General features: G+C 67.6%; 9 protein-coding genes. 2 read left to right on the top strand and 7 right to left on the bottom strand.

The window, feature by feature from the left end:
- Positions 1 to 1,125 (bottom strand): ComEC/Rec2 family competence protein (locus tag LQR33_RS21830; RefSeq protein WP_231470398.1); only part of this gene is annotated, 1,125 nt, incomplete at its 3' end.
- Between the two features lie 202 nt (positions 1,126 to 1,327).
- Here LQR33_RS21830 and LQR33_RS21835 point away from each other — a divergent pair.
- Positions 1,328 to 1,915, top strand: coding sequence for a phage tail protein (locus LQR33_RS21835; RefSeq protein WP_021479124.1), 588 nt, complete (start codon positions 1,328 to 1,330; stop codon positions 1,913 to 1,915).
- Positions 1,916 to 1,976: 61 nt separating this feature from the next.
- Entirely contained in the window at positions 1,977 to 2,312 is a 336-nt protein-coding gene (locus tag LQR33_RS21840) for a DUF6916 family protein (protein ID WP_231470399.1), read from the top strand.
- 33 nt (positions 2,313 to 2,345) lie between these two features.
- Here the strand turns inward: LQR33_RS21840 and LQR33_RS21845 are convergent, their stop codons facing one another.
- From LQR33_RS21845 to LQR33_RS21870, 6 genes are all read right to left on the bottom strand, one after another.
- Positions 2,346 to 2,873: a GNAT family N-acetyltransferase gene (locus LQR33_RS21845; RefSeq protein WP_231470400.1), complete on the bottom strand. Its 528-nt coding sequence runs from the start codon at positions 2,871 to 2,873 to the stop codon at positions 2,346 to 2,348.
- 61 nt (positions 2,874 to 2,934) lie between these two features.
- A complete protein-coding gene (locus tag LQR33_RS21850; protein WP_231470402.1) occupies positions 2,935 to 5,034 on the bottom strand; it encodes an HlyD family efflux transporter periplasmic adaptor subunit in 2,100 nt (699 codons plus the stop codon).
- A 1-nt stretch (position 5,035) separates the two neighbouring features.
- Complete coding sequence (locus LQR33_RS21855; protein WP_231470403.1) at positions 5,036 to 6,361, bottom strand: efflux RND transporter periplasmic adaptor subunit; 1,326 nt, start codon at positions 6,359 to 6,361, stop codon at positions 5,036 to 5,038.
- A 5-nt stretch (positions 6,362 to 6,366) separates the two neighbouring features.
- On the bottom strand, positions 6,367 to 7,089 hold the full coding sequence (locus LQR33_RS21860) for an efflux RND transporter periplasmic adaptor subunit (protein WP_166440962.1): 723 nt from the start codon (positions 7,087 to 7,089) through the stop codon (positions 6,367 to 6,369).
- Complete coding sequence (locus LQR33_RS21865) at positions 7,086 to 8,606, bottom strand: TolC family protein (RefSeq protein WP_231470405.1); 1,521 nt, start codon at positions 8,604 to 8,606, stop codon at positions 7,086 to 7,088. The genes LQR33_RS21860 and LQR33_RS21865 overlap by 4 nt, the downstream gene beginning before the upstream one ends.
- Positions 8,607 to 8,693: 87 nt before the next feature.
- Positions 8,694 to 15,197: an Ig-like domain-containing protein gene (locus tag LQR33_RS21870; RefSeq protein WP_231470408.1), complete on the bottom strand. Its 6,504-nt coding sequence runs from the start codon at positions 15,195 to 15,197 to the stop codon at positions 8,694 to 8,696.
- Between the last annotated feature and the right edge of the window lie 70 nt (positions 15,198 to 15,267).

Below are 15,267 nucleotides of genomic sequence, written 5' to 3' on the forward strand. Positions count from 1 at the left end.
CCACTGCCCCGACGCCGCGGCCCGCCAGCCGACGGGAGGCTGCCGCCGCGCCAGCGAGCTGAGCATCAACGCCGCCACCAAGCCGAAAGACAGCCATAACCCCGGCGTCAGCGCCGCGAACGGGTCCAGCAGCAATACCAGCGTCAGAGCCAGCCACCACGCCTGGAACGGCGACAGCTGACGCCGCCACAGCAGGCAGGCGCTGCCTGTCGCCAGCATGAACAGCGTGCGCTGGGTCGGCACGGTGAAGCCCGCCAACAGCGAATACAACGCCGCCGCCGACAGCGCCAGCATCGCCGTCGCCACTCGGGGCGCCCGCAGCCCAGGCACTCTCCGCACCAAGCGGGTGCCCATCCAGGCGACCAGCGCCGCCAGCATCGTGATGTGCAGACCGGACACCGAAACGATATGAGTCAGCCCGGTGGCGGCGAACAGCTGCCAATCCTCCCTGGCGATGCGCTGCTGCGCGCCCACGGTCAAGGCCGCCACCAGCGCCGATTCCCGCCCGGCGCCCAGCGCACGCTCGATGCGCGCCACTTGGGCGCCCCGCCAACGGTCCACCCAGGCCATCAGATCGTTGCGGTCCGGCAGCCGTTGGCGCGGCTTGCCCGCCGATCCGCTGGCGAGCAGCCCCTCAGACCAGAGCCAGCGCTCGGCGTCGAAGCCGAAGGCATTGGCGCTGCCTCGCCGCGGCTTGAAACGCGCGCTCAACTGCCAACGGCTGCCCGGCGTCCAGTCACGCCGCTGGTAGTCGTGCAGCTGCACCCGCTCCGGCAGCGCGACGCCCGGCGTCAGCGTCTTCTCCACCTCCAGCGTCAGCCGGACGCCGTATTCGCCGGGATCGGGCAAGCCCCGGACGGTGGCGACCAGCTCGACCGGTTTCTGCCACCACGCCGGCGGCAGCGACTGCTCCAGCCGCCACTGCGCGCGCAGGGCGGCATACCCCAGTCCCAACAGCAAGACCAGCGCGCAGACAGCCGCCTGCCGCAGCCATGGCCGCCCGCGGCATCCCACAACGACGGCGGCGGCCACACTCGCCGCCAAGCCCATCCCCCACGGGCCGGGCAGCGCCGGCAGGAACGCGCAAGCGACGACGCCGGCCACCCAGGCCACCCACTGCGACATGTTTCCTCCGGCTCTGCGGCCCTCCGGCCATGGCCAGCATCCCGCCGCCTGCCCGGCCTCTGGTTCCTAGGTAAAACTACTTGGCAAAACAACGGGCAATGTCGATTGAATTTAAAACCCCATGGACTAAACCTATGTCAACGGATGGGTTTTTCCCCCTGCCGGCACCCCGCCGACGGGATCATCTGACGAAGGAGCGAACGTGGAAGCTTATATCGGCAGCATTATCCCCTTTGCCTTTGACTACCCCCCGGTCGACTGGGCGCAATGCCAGGGCCAGACGCTGCAAGTCTCGCAAAACCAGGCGCTGTTCGCCGTCATCGGCAACCATTACGGCGGCAACGGCAGCACCAACTTCCAACTGCCCAATTTGTGTGGCCGGATGCCGATCAGCATCGGCCCGGCGCAACCCACCTACAATCTGCCGTCCTACGCGATCGGCAACTTCGGCGGTCAACAGACGGTGGCGCTGCTGACTTCCAATATGCCGCTGCACGCCCATGGCACTTCGGCGGTCAGCGTCAGCTTCCAGGCCTCCACCGTGGCCAATCCCAATCCCCCCGCCAGCTCGCCCAGCACCAACAATCCCTACCTGGGCGCATCCGGCGGCGGCACCGGCCTCGCCACCATCTGGAACGCGCAGCTGGAGAGTCCGGTCACCGTCAAGGGCCTGGGCTTGAGCGGCAACACCGACGTGGCCGGCGGCACCACCCCGGTCAGCGTGCTCAATCCCTTTCTGGCGCTGAACTTCTGCATCGCAGTCCAGGGCTTGTTCCCGACTCGACAATAAACACAAACCCGCCGGCGGAGCGGATCGCTTCCGCCGGTCCTGCCATGCAAGGGGGAATGCCATGCTGGACACGCTGAGCAGCGAGGATTTCGCGCCGCTTCTGGGACAATGCTGCCGCTTTCGCGCGGCGCCGTGGCCGGAATTGGAGCTGCAGGTGCAATCGATACGGCAAAAACCTCTGTCCCAAGTGCCGGGACGGGAGGGAAGCGAACGCACGCCGTTCGTGGTCGAGCTGGTGGCCACCGCGGCCACCGAGTTGGTCGACGCCGTCGGCCAGCTGCAATTGCCGGCGGCCGGGGAGCTGCCGGCGCGCACTCTGGACAATGTATGGATCAGCCGCACCGGCGCGATGGGCCGCGACCGGCGCTACTGCTATTTCCAACTGCCTTTCAATTAGCGCCTCTTCGCCAGCCTGGACCGGCTGGCGGCCTCAGACCGCGCCGGCCATGATGGCCCGGCCATTCGGATGCCACACCAGCTTGTCGGCCATCGCGCCGGCCTCTTCCAGCACGAAACCCAGCGCCTGGTAGACCCGGCGCGCCTCGCCGTTGTTGTGCCAGACTACGGCGGCCAGCGGCGCGCCCACCTGCTTCGCCGCCTGCTGCAGCCCTTGCAGCACAGCCTTGCCGTAACCCTGGCCGCGCGCTTCCGGCAGCATGGCCAAAAAGATGATGCGCACTTCGTTGGGCCCGAAGTCGACCATCACCGCGCCAACCGCGCCGCCGGCCTTTTCCACGATGAAATGCATGGCGTTCGGGTAATTTTGCCCCGTCCCCTGCTGCAGCACCTGCAGTTGCTGGCGCTGCACCATGTCGATCAATTCGGCGTCGCCGCTTATCCACTGCAAGTCGGGCCGCGCGCTGCGATAAATGCGGTCGATGCAAGGCGCGTCGGCCTGACGCGCAGGGCGCAGCGACAAGGATGGGCACAACGAGGAAAAATGAAGTTCGGCAGACACGCATGTCTCCTTGCCTGTTCATGGAAATCGTAATCCTGCGCGCGCCGCTCCTGCAGAGCCGCTACAGCCCCGCCTCGCGCTCCAGCACAGCAGCCAGCCGTCGCCAGCCCAGCAGCAGCAGGCTGTAGCGCTCGCCGCTCAGACGCGCCCAGCCGGGCATTTCCCGCAGCGGCGGAGCCCGCCGGTCGCAGTCCTCAAGCCGGACCCGGAAAATCGCGCGCAAGGGCACCAGGTCATGGTCTCTCAACTCGACCGGAATCGGCCCGCCATACACCGACGCCAGCAACGGCTGCTCCAGCGCCGCCTGGTTCAAGCGGTCTATCGGCCCCAGCCGGCAGGCTATGGCCCAGGTCTCGCCGCTGTCCGGCACGAAACGGGCGGCATCGCCGCGCCGCAGACCCGCCAGGCCGTCCTCGTCGACATAGGCCTCGCCCCTCACTCCATCGGCGCCGACCACCTGCAGCAAACGCTCGCCCTGGGTCACCACGGTGCCTCGCCTCAAAGCCTCGCTCACATCGGCCACCCGGCCGGCGAAGGGCGCCGTCAGAGCCAGCCGGTCCCGCTGGCTCTGCAAGCCCGCCACCTGCTGCCGCGCCGCCTGCCACTGCTGTTGCAAGGCGGTGCCCTTGCTCTGCAGCTCGCTGTTGAAAGACTGCTGCGCGACCTGCCAGGCCAGATCCGCTTCCACCACCCGGGCCAAGGCCAGCCGCTGGTCGAGTTGGGGCGAAGCCAACCGCGCCAGCACCTGCCCCGCCCTCACCCGTTGCCCTTCGCGTGCGCTCACGCCGGACACCACGGCAGCTTCCGGCGCGTACAGCCCCTGGGATTGAGCCGCCCCCATCACCGCCGGACTAGACAGCTCGTTCTGCCACGGCAAGATCAAAAACAGCAGCGACAGGGCCAGCAGCGCCGCGCTGCGCCGGGTCTCCGTCCGCCAGCGCAGATCGGCGCGGCGGCGCCACCATGCAGACACCTCGCCAACGATGGGTCTGGCGATGAACCATCCCAGTTCGACGAACAGCAGCAGCAGGCCCAGCGTCTTGAAGAACATGTGGTAGACCAGCAGCGCGATCGAAGTGAACAACACCAGGCGGTACAGCCATGTGGCCCAGGCAAACAGGATCAGGCCGCGATGGCGGGCCGGCGGAAAGCGTTCGGGAACCGGATCGTCCAGCCCCAGCAGCCAGCGCCGCAGCTGCCAGCGCGCCAGCGCGAAGGAGCGACCGTGCAGATTGGGCACGCCCAGCCAATCAGACAACAGGAAATAGCCATCGAAGCGCATGAAGGGGCTGGAGTTGATGGCCAGGGTGGCCAGCCAGGTGGTGGTGGCCAGCAGAAACACGCCAGCGCGCAGCGGCCCCTCCGGCAGCACGCACCAAGCCAGCGTGGCCCAGGCCGCCAACGTCAGCTCGGTCAGCATGCCAGCGGCGCCGATCAACAGCCGCTGGCGGCGCGAAGGCAGCTTCCAGGCGTCGTTGGTGTCGGTGTACAACACCGGCACCATCACCAGGAAGGCCACGCCCATCGCCGGCACCCGGCAGCCAAAATGGCGGGCGGTCAGCGCATGGCCCAATTCATGGGACATCTTGGCCAAGCTCAGCGACGCCGCGATACCCAGCGCCGCCGTCCAGCCGCCGTAACCAGCAAACGTATGGGTGAACTCGTCCCAGCGACGCGAAGCCAGGGCCAATCCCAGCAGCGCGACGCCGGCCATCGCCCACCAGAACACCGGCCGAAAAAGCCATCCACACCAAGGCAGCAAACGATTGAGCCAGGCTTCCGGCCTGACCAGGGGGATGCGGAAGAACAGGTAGTTCTTCAGCAGCCACATCGCATGGCTGGGCTTACCGGCTTGATGGACGCGCCACAGCCAGTCGCTGTCCGCCGCCTGCAGCAATTGATGATGCAGCAGAAAACGCAGCAGCTCGGCCAGATCGTCCTCGCCCAGGCGCAGCGTGGTTTCGGCGTTGACCGACTCCAGCACCGCCGCGCCGCTGCCCAGCGGCCAGCGCGACAGCATTTCGAAGCTGGCCCAGCCCAGCTGGTAGTAGCGGTTGGCAGCCGGGTCGTGCAGCATCCAGCTGGGCGAACCGTCGGCCAGATCGGGGCCGGCGTGCAGCGTCAGCTCTTGACGCAGCGGCGGCAGCGCGCGGGCGGCCACGCTACCAGCCCAGCCATTGCCGCGCGGCGGTCAGCGGCCGGCGCAGCGCGTAATATGCGAGAGGCACCCAATCGCCGTATACCCGGGCGGTGCCCATCTGCCCCAGCAGCGGCAGCCGCTGGCCAGCGGCGAAGCGGGCCTGCAGCCGATAAGCCAGCAAATTGCCCTCGCCGGCCTCGGCTTTGTAAGCCACCCGCAGCAGAGTGGCCTCGTACGACTGGAACGGCGTGGCGTTCGGATACAGCGTCACCTTGCCGCCCGGCTCCAGGTCGATCGCTTCCGCTGCCGGCAGCCAGGCGGCCAATTCCACCTTGGCCGGGTCGGCCAGCGTCATCACCTTCTCGCCCTGGGCCACCGCCTTGCCTTGCCAGTCGTTCCTGTCGGAAAACACCACTACGCCGTCGGCGGGCGCGGTGACATGCAGGCGCTTCAACTCCCGCCCGGCGAAATCGGCGCTGATGTCCTTTTCCTCCAGCTTAGCCCTGTCCTGCGCCAGGGCGAGCTTGCCCTTGTCGTCGGTCAACGCCAGTTGGGCGCTGGCGCGGAAGCTTTCCTCCGCCGCGCTGGCCTCCTCGCGCGCCAGCGCCAGCTGGCTGGACAGCACTGTGGCGTCCAGATCGAACAGCGCCGCGCCGCGTTTGACCGGCTGATTGGGCAACACCGCCACCTTGTCTATCACCCCGGACACCGGCGCGCGCAACAATATCGGATCGCTGGGCACCACCTCGGCGCGGGCCAGCACGCTCAGCCGCACCGGAAAGCAGACGATCAGCAGCGCGGCGATCAGCAGGCGCTTGCGGCGCGGCCCCTCGCTCAGCCACGCCTTGGCCAGCGCCCTCCAATCGCGCCGCGGCGCGTACTGGCGCAAAGCATGGCCATAGCCGTGCGACAGCTCCTCGGCCAGCTGCACCTCGTACTCGCTCCACGGCAGATCACGGGCCAGCAGCAGCGCGCCGTGCCCATCCAGCCTCAGCCACAGCCCATGCTCCGGCAGCCAGTGCGCCCATTCCTCGGCCAGGGCCTCGGGCAGGCTGGACGCGTCGCAGCACTGGCTGAGCCGGTCGGCGTCCCCTTTCGCCAGATGGCGGAACAAGGCGGACAGCCATTGCAGATAAGGCGCGGTGGGGTCCGGTTCGGCCAAGCCGGACAAGACGGCGACATGGGCGCGCAGTCCCTCGCGCCAAAACGCCGCCTGGCGGTAAGGCAGCAGGTGCTGGGTCTCGTTGACCATGACGAAACCCAGGCGCTCGGCGTCATCGGCCTCGCGGGCGCGATGCAGCAGCTGCAGCAGCGTGGCCAGTTCCCGGCTGCGGTCGGCGTGGCCCATGGCGGCTACTTGAAGCTGGCCCAGCCGCTCATGCCGGGCAGCAGGTTGGCGGCTTTGCCGTCTATCACGCCGATCGCCAGTATTGTCTGGCTGACCGGGTCGATCTGCGCGCCCAGCCGCTCGATGCGCGCGGGGAAGCTAGCGCCCAGTTCGTCCACCGCCACGGTGAAGCGGCTGCCCGGCTTCAGCGTCGCCAGCCACTTGGACGGCACCAACATGCGCAGCTCCAGCGAGTCGGAGTCGACGATGTCCAGGATGGGATTGCCCGGATTCACGTACTGGTGCACCGCCGCGCTGCGTTTGGCCACCCTGCCGTCGAAAGGCGCGGCGATGCTGCACTTGGACACCAGCGTCTGCGCGTAGCTGGCGTCGGCGGCCGCCTCCTTCGCCTTACCCTGGGCCTGGGTAAGCTCCAGCGTGCCGACCGAGTTGTACTTGGCCAGTTGGTTGTTCACTTTCAACAGCTGGCTGGCAGCCTCCAGCGAGGCCTGGGCCTTGCGCAGCTGGGCGCGGTAGCTGCTGCAATCGAACTCAACCAGCGGCTGGCCGCGGCGGAAGCCGCCGCCCTCCACCACCGGCATCGCCGATATCTTGGCCGGGATCTCGCTGGACAGCGTGACGGCGTGGCGCGACATCAGCTGCACGCGTATCCGCCCGTCGGCGGCAGTGGCCGACGGCGCGGCCTGCGCGGCCATCGACATGGCCATCACGACCCAGGCCAGCCTCATTGCTTGCTCCCCGCAACCGTTCCCTGCCACTGGCTTTCCGCGCCTTGCAACGCCTGGCTCAACGAGGCCAGGTCGTAGCCCTTGGTGGTGGATGGCAGCGGATCCAGGCCCAGACTGGCGCCCATCAGGCCGTAGGCGTTCTGCAGATCGCCGTAGGACTGATACAGCCGCAGCGATGAAAACACCGCGTTGGCGTCGGCGAGTATGCCCTGCAGCCGCGCCGACGCACCGCTCTCCACCGCGTTGCGGGTCTGTTGGTAGATCGCCTGGTCGACGCCGCTGAGCTCATGCTCCAGTTCGTACTGCCGCGACTTGCCCTGGAAATCCAGATAGGCGACGTGCACCTGGGTCAACACCGCCATGTTCAGCGCCAGCCGCTGCGACTCGGTGACCTGCTTCTGGGCGTCGGCAGCCCGGGTGATCGGCCCGGCGCTGAACAGGTTGAGCAGGTTCCAGCTGATGCGCAGCCCGGCGTCGCTCCAGGAGTTGTTGACCAGGAACTTGTTGCTGTCGTAGTGCTGGCCGACGCTGAATTCCAGCCCGGGCAGCAGCTTGGCCATGGCCTTGCGGGTTTCCAGCGCGCTGATGCGGCTGCTGTATTGCGCTTCGACCACTTCCGGCCGGTTCAGCAAGGCCATCTCTTCCATCCGGCCGACATCCATGCCCAAGGTCGGCACCGGCATGCCGGACGGCGTCGCCACCTGGAAATCCTGGCCCGGCGACACATTCATGATCGCGGCCAATCGAGGCTTGGCCTGCGACAGCGCGTTGCGCACCGCGCTCATCTGGCGGATCACATCCAGCAACTGGCGGCGGTAATTGAGCGCGTCCAGCGGCGAGCGCAGCTTCTGCTTCTCCACTTGGCGCGCATCCTCCAGCGCGGACTGCGCGTCTTTCAACAAGGCATCGACCCGCCCCTGCAGCTGTTGGGCGCCGGCCGCCTGCCACCACGCCTCGCGCACCTGCTGCATCAGTTGTTGAGCCACTTTGCGCTTGCGTTGCTCCAAAATCAGTACCCGATCCGCCTGCTGCTGGGCCGAGTAGTAGCTGACGCCGAAATCCAGCACGTTCCAGCTCAGGTTCAGATCGGCGGTGCGGTCGCGCTTCTCGGAGGAGATGGACGGCACCAGCGATTGCTCGCCGGTGGCGACATTCTGCGACGACGACGCATTGTCCTTGCTGCGGGTGGTGTAGCCGGCGGCCAGCGCCAGCTTGGGCAGCATGTCCAGGCTGGACAGGTCCAGCTGCCGCTGCGCCATCGCCTCCTCCATCAGCTTCACCCGGTAGTCCAGGTTGTACTTAAGCGCCCGCGCCATCGCCTCCTGCAGCGTCACCGGCGCGCTGACAGCCTCCTGGCTGCCGAACATCGTCAGCCGGTCGGCGCGGAGCTGGGACTGGCGCTCGGCCAGGCTCAACGGTTGCGGCGTTACCGCGCACCCGGCCAGCGCCAGCGCGCACGCCAGCGGAGCCAACCGGAGTCCGCGCGAGCGCGGCCTTGCCTGATAATCGAATTGCATGTCGCTGCCCCCTTTAGAGCATTGTCGGTTTACCCAGGCCATCTTTATCGCTGTCTGCTTGCCGCAACCTCGCCCGCAGCGGCGAAGCTAGCCCTGCTTGTCATCCCCCAGAAGCGCCGCCAGCCGCTGCAGGAAGCCGCGTTGGCCGTGGTTGTCGAACTGCCGGTTGAGCGCCAGCTTTCCAGCATCCGGCGTCGCCTTGCGCGCCTGCGTCGTCGCTTGCCGTTTGCCGAAATTCAGCTGGATGTGGCTGTTGCCATGATGACCGGTCTTGTCCTGCACCCGGATGTCTATCGAAACCGGCTTGTTCCATCCCGCCGGCGCCTGCCCGGAGAAACGGCCCGTCGCCGGGTCAAACTTCAGCCAGGCCGGCAGGGGCTGGCCATTGCTCTGCCGCGCCACGATGCTGAGGTTGGCCGAGGACTCGCGGCTGATGATGGTGGCCGGCGGCAGCACGATGGTGAACGACTGCCCCGCGGCCACGGGTCTCACGCCCAGATCCGGATTCACCTGCAGGGCGATGGTTGGATTGCCGGCAGTGTTGCTGACGAAGGAAGGCGCGCTGCCATTGATATTGTCCAAACCATTGACGCTCAAAGACGGCGCGTTGGCGCGCGCGGCGTCAGACAATAGATTCTGCGCCGCATTGTCGGCATGCTCGTTGCCGGTGGCTACCGTCGGCGTGCCTCCCACCGCCGCCAGCACGATATTGGGCGTGATCGTCGGCAGCTGGATGGTGTTGGCGGCTACGGCGGGAGGCGTCGGAACGACTGTCGGCACCGGCGTTACAACCGTTGTCGGCGCCTGGGCGCTGACATGGTACGACGGTGCGGTTGCCTGTCCGGTCAACAGATTGCCGGCCTTGTCGCTGACCGTTCCGCTCTTGATCGCCAACGACAGCGAGCCTGTGCCGCCGACGCCGGTCAGCTGGACGGTATAGGTTGTGGCGTTGACTGCGGTGACGCTAGAAATCGTGCCGTGCGCGCTGCCGCCGGTGACCAGGCTCAGGTTGTCCGCGGTGAAGGAGGCCACGGGTTTGCTGAACGTCACCTGATAGGACAGCGTACTGGCGGAGGTGTCGAGAGGACCTCCGGCGCTGATGGTCTGGACCTGCGGCGCGGCGGTGTCGACGGTGATGTTGTACCCCGTCGATTGCCCGCTGATGTTACCGGCCGAGTCAGCCGCCGTCGCACGGATGCTGTGATTGCCGTCGGCCAGAGGGCTGGCGAGGTTGTAGCTCCACACGCCGCTGCCATTCGCGGTGGCGGTGCCCACCGCCGTTCCGTCGACATACACCGTCACCGTGCTGTTCGCCTCCGCCGTGCCCTGCACCGTCGGCTGGTTGTTGTCGGTGACGCCATCGCTATGGCTGGAACCGGTATCGCTGGCCGCGCTCAGCGCCAAGCTGGTCGGCGCCGGCGGCGCCGTAGTGTCGACGGTGATGTTGTACCCCGTCGATTGCCCGCTGATGTTACCGGCCGAGTCAGCCGCCGTCGCACGGATGCTGTGATTGCCGTCGGCCAGCGGACTGCTCAGGTTGTAGCTCCACGCACCGCTGCCATTCGCGGTGGCGGTGCCCACCGCCGTGCCGTCGACATACACCGTCACCGTGCTGTTCGCCTCCGCCGTGCCCTGCACCGTCGGCTGGTTGTTGTCGGTGACACCGTCGCTATGGCTGGAACCGGTATCGCTGGCCACGCTCAGTGCCAAGCCGGTCGGCGCAGCCGGCGCGGCGGTGTCCACCGTGATGTTGTATGCGGTCGACTGCCCGCTGGCGTTGCCGGCGGCGTCGGTCGCCGTCGCCCGGATGCTGTGATTGCCGTCGGCCAAGGGGCTGGCCAGGTTGTAGCTCCACACCCCGCTGCCGTTCGCAGTCGCGGTGCCCACCGCCGTCCCGTCGACATACACCGTCACCGTGCTGTTCGCCTCGGCCGTGCCTTGCACCGTCGGCTGGTTGTTGTCGGTGATGCCGTCGCTATGGCTGGAGCCGGTGTCGCTGGCCGCGCTCAGCGCCAGCCCGGATGGCGCGGACGGCGCGGCGGTGTCCACCGTGACGCTGTATGCGGTCGACTGGCCGCTGGCGTTGCCGGCGGCGTCGGTCGCCGTCGCGCGGATGCTGTGGTTGCCGTCCGCCAGAGGGCTGGCGAGGTTGTAGCTCCACACGCCGCTGCCGTTCGCGGTGGCGGTGCCCACCGCCGTGCCGTCGACATACACCGTCACCGTGCTGTTCGCCTCGGCCGTGCCTTGCACCGTCGGCTGATTGTTGCCGGTGACGCCGTCGCTGTGGCTGGACCCGGTATCGCTGGCCGCGCTCAGCGCCAGCCCGGATGGCACCGCCGGCGCGGCGGTGTCCACCGTGATGCTGTATGCGGTCGACTGGCCGCTGGCGTTGCCGGCGGCATCGGTCGCCGTCGCGCGGATGCTGTGGCTGCCTTCGCTCAGGCTGCTGGTCAGATTGTAAGTCCACGCGCCGCTGCCGTCCGCGGTGGCGGTCCCTACCGCCGTGCCGTCGACATACACCGTGACCGTACTGTTCGCCTCGGCCGTGCCCTGCACCGTAGGTTGGTTATTGCTGGTCTTGCCGTCCGAGCTGCTGCTGCCGGTGTCGGTCGCCGCGCTCAGCGCCAGCCCGGATGGCGCGGACGGCGCCGTGGTGTCTATGGTGATGCTGCGGCCGGACGACACGCCGCTGTTGACGCCGCCGCTGCTGGCCATCGCGGTAATGACATGGCCGCCGTCGGCCAGACTGGAGACGAAGTTATAGCTCCACGCCCCGCTGCCGTCGGCGGTCGTGGTGCCGACGCTGACGCCGTCCACATAGATAGTGACGGTGCTGCTGGCCACGGCGGAGCCGGTCACCGTCGGCGTGTTGTTGCCGGTGATGCCGTCCGAGCTGCTGCTGCCGGTATCGGTGCCGGCGGTCAGGCCGGCCACCGTCGGCGTCGGCAATTGGATGGCGATATTGCGGGTGACGGTGGCGCTGTTGACGGTGCCGTCGTTGACCGTGAAGCTGACCGTGCGGGTGGCGGTATTGGGCGAGCCGGCGGTGTCGTTGTATGTCACCGCTTGCAGCGCCGCCTGCCACTGCGCCACTGTCGCCGTCGCGCCGCTGGAGGTCAGCGTCAGCACGCCGGTGCCGCTGTTGTAGCTGGCGACGATATTGCCGTAGGTGGACGAGCTGGTGTTGGTGAAGGCCAGCACATCCTCGCTGCTATGGAAGTTGCCGGTGATGGACACCGTCGCGCTGGCCAGCGTGGTGTTGTCGCGGTCGGACACGGTGATGCCGCTGTCCACCGCCACCGGCGTCGGCGTACTGCCTATGGTGTAGCTGCCGCTGGCGCCGGACGCGGTGGCGATCGGCGTCTGATCGGTGTCGGCCACCGTCACCGTCCGCGTCGCCGCCGCGCTGTTCTGCTGGCCGTCGTTGACGGTAAAGCTGATGGTGCGGGTGGCGTTGTTGGGCGTGATCGCCGTGTCGGTGTAGGTAATGGCGCGCAACGCCGCCTGCCACTGCGCCAGCGTGGCCGTCGCGCCGCTGGAGCTCAGCGTCAGCACGCCAGTGCCGCTGTTGTAGCTGGCGCTGATATTGCCGTAGGTGGTGGAGTTGGTGTTGCTGAACGCCAGCACATCCTCGCCGCTGTGGAAGTTGCCGGTGATGGACACCGCCGCGCTGGCCAGCGTGCTGTTGTCGAGGTCGGACACGGTAAAGCCGCTGTCCACCGCCACCGGCGTCGAGGTGACATTGTTGCCGGCGGTGAAGGCCGCGCTGCCGCCGCTGGCGGTGACGATGGGCGTCTGGTCGGTATCCGCGACTGTCACGGTCTTGGTCGCCGCCGCGCTGTTCTTGCTGCCGTCGTTGACGACGAAGCTGATGGTGCGGGTGGCGCTATTGGGCGTCACCGCGCTGTCGGTGTATTTGACCGCGCGCAGCGCCGCCTGCCATTGGGCGATGGTCGCCGTCGCGCCGCTGGAGCTCAGCGACAGCACGCCGGTGCCGCTGTTGTAGCTGGCGGTGATGTTGCCGTAGGTGGACGCGCTGGTGTTGGTGAAGCTCAGCGAATCCTCGCCGCTCTGGAAGTTGCCGGTGATCGACACAGCCGCGCTCGCCAGCGTGGTGTTGTCGAGGTCGGACACGGTGATGCCGCTGTCCACCGCCACCGGCGTCGACGCGGTGTTGTTGCCGGCAGTGAAGGCGGTGCTGCCGCCGCTGGCGGTGGCGATGGGCGTCTGGTCGGTTTGCGTCACCGTCACCGTTCGCGTCAAGGCCGCACTGGTATTGCTGCTGCCGTCCGCCACCTGGAAGCTGACGGTGCGGGTGGCGCTGTTAGGCGTCACAGCACTGTCGGTGTAGGTGACCGCCCGCAAGGCGGCCTGCCACTGCGCCAGCGTGGCGGTGCCGCCGCTGGACGTCAGCGTCAGCACCCCGGTGCCGCTGTTGTAGCTGGCGCTGATATTGCCGTATGTGGTGGCGTTGTTGTTGGTGAACGCCAGCACGTCCTCGCCGCTGTGGAAGTTGCCGGTGATGGACACGGTGCCGCTGGCCAGCGTCGGGCTGACGTTGTCAGTGACAGTGATGCCGCTGTCCACCGCCACCGGCGTGGAGGCGGCATTGTCGCCGGCGGTGAAGGCCGCGCTGCCGCCGCCATCGGCCAGCACCGGCGCGGCGCTGACCGCCATCGTCACGCTGGCGGCGCTGCTGGTGCCGCCGCGGCCGTCGTTGACGGTCACCTGTATCGTGCGGGTGGAAGTGTTGGGTATGCCCGCGGCGGTGTTGTTGTAGCTCAGCGCCTGTAGCAACGTGGCCAGGCGGGCTGTCGTGGCGTTGCCGTTCAGCGTAACGATCAGGTCGTGGCCGCTAACGCCGTCGCCATTGGTGGCGATGGTGCCGATGGCGACGCCGCTGATCGACACCGTGCTGCCGACGCTGGTGCCGCTGGACAAGGTGACCGTGCCGCTGGTGTCGATGCCCAGCGCGTCCTCGGCGCTCTGGCCGTTGGCCGAGATGTGCACCGTCACATTGCCTCCGTTGAGGCTGGTGGTGTCGCTGTCGGTGACGAGGGCCGCGGTGCCGGTGTCCAGATGCACGGCGCCGTTGCCGGCGTAATAGGTGTTGCTGTCGCCGTTCAGATTGCTTATCACCGGCGCCGCATCGGCGGCCACGGTGACGGTCTTGGTCACCGTCGAGCTGGTGTTGCTGCTGGCGTCGGTGATGGCGAAGCTGATGGTGCGGCTGCTGGTATTGGGCGTCAGCGAGCTGTCCTGATACGTCACCGCCTCCAGCGCGGCCTGCCATTGCGCGTTGGTGGCGGTGGAGCCGCTGGAGGTTAGCGTCAGCACGCCGGTGCCACTGTTGTAGCTGGCGCTGATGTTGCCCATGGTGCTGCCGTTGTTGGTGAACGCCAGCACGTCCTCGCCGCTGTGGAAGTTGCCGGTGATCGACACCGTGGCGCTGGTCTGCGTCGAGGCGGCGGTATCGCTCAGCGTGACGCCGCTGTCCACCGCCACCGCGCTGCCGGTGCCGGAGCTATAGGCGCTGCTGCCGCCGCTAGTGGTCAGCGTCGGCCCGGGGAAGTGGAAGTTGGTGGCGTTGATGGCGCCGATGCCGATCAGGCCGGTGACGTTGTTGCCGGTGGAGGGCACGACCCGGAACGAGTCTATGCCCTGGAAATTGCTATTACCGGACACATTGAAAGTCACCACCGAGCCGCTGTTGTCAATGTCGGAGACGCTCTGGCTCAACGTGGCGCCGCTCACCAGCGAGCCGTTCAAATAGCCCTGCAACACCAGCGTGCCGCCGGAAAAACTGGAGTTGTAGCCATCCAGCACCACGCTGATGGAGTTGAGCGTGAACAGGCTGCTGTCGTTGGGCTTGACCGAGAAATAGGTGATCTGCTTGCTGCCGTCGCTAAGCGCGTCCACCGTTTCCACCGAACTGGAGCCGTCCTTCTCGACGATGATCATCTCGTTCTGGCCATCGCTGGCGGAATTCATCTGCATCGTGAAATTCCAGCCGAGGAAGTTGCTCACGGTCAGCGAAGTCTGCCCGGTGGGGATGACGGTGGTGGAGCCGTCCAGCGTGTCGAAGGCGGTGGTGCCGGAGGTGGGACGGGTCAGCAGGCCGTTGTAGCCGGGCAGATCCAGCGCTGCCGCGTGCAGCAGGCCGGTGCTGTACTCCAGCGTCCAGTCGCCGCCCAGGCTGGCTGCGCCGGTGGGGTCGGTGGAGCCAGCCGTCACCCGGCCGCTTTCCCGCGCGATGGCGTTGACCAAGGCCGCGCCGTCGCTGCCCTCGGCCACATCGCAGCCGTACAGCAGGATGTCGCCGCCGGGGCGCAGCGCCTGGCCAATCGCCGCCAGCTCGGCCTGGCGGCTGCCGACATTGGCGGCGGTCAACTCGGCGGTGCCAAGCTGCAAGTCGTTCTCCTGGCCGTGGGAGATGATGTGGATGGCGCTGTAGCCGTGATGGGTTTGCGCCCACTGCGCGATCTGCGCCAGGCCGTCCTTGCCGCTGTCCAGGATCACCACCTGGTAATTGGACGGCAGCTGGGCGATCAGGCTCCGGTAATTGGCCACGTCGGATTCGACAAATACCACCTGCGGCCCCTGCGCATGGGCATCGCGCGCGCTGGCGGCGTCCCGCGGCGGAGCCGCCGCGGCCACGGCC

This window comes from Chromobacterium piscinae, from assembly GCF_021129175.1.
Taxonomy (GTDB): domain Bacteria; phylum Pseudomonadota; class Gammaproteobacteria; order Burkholderiales; family Chromobacteriaceae; genus Chromobacterium; species Chromobacterium piscinae.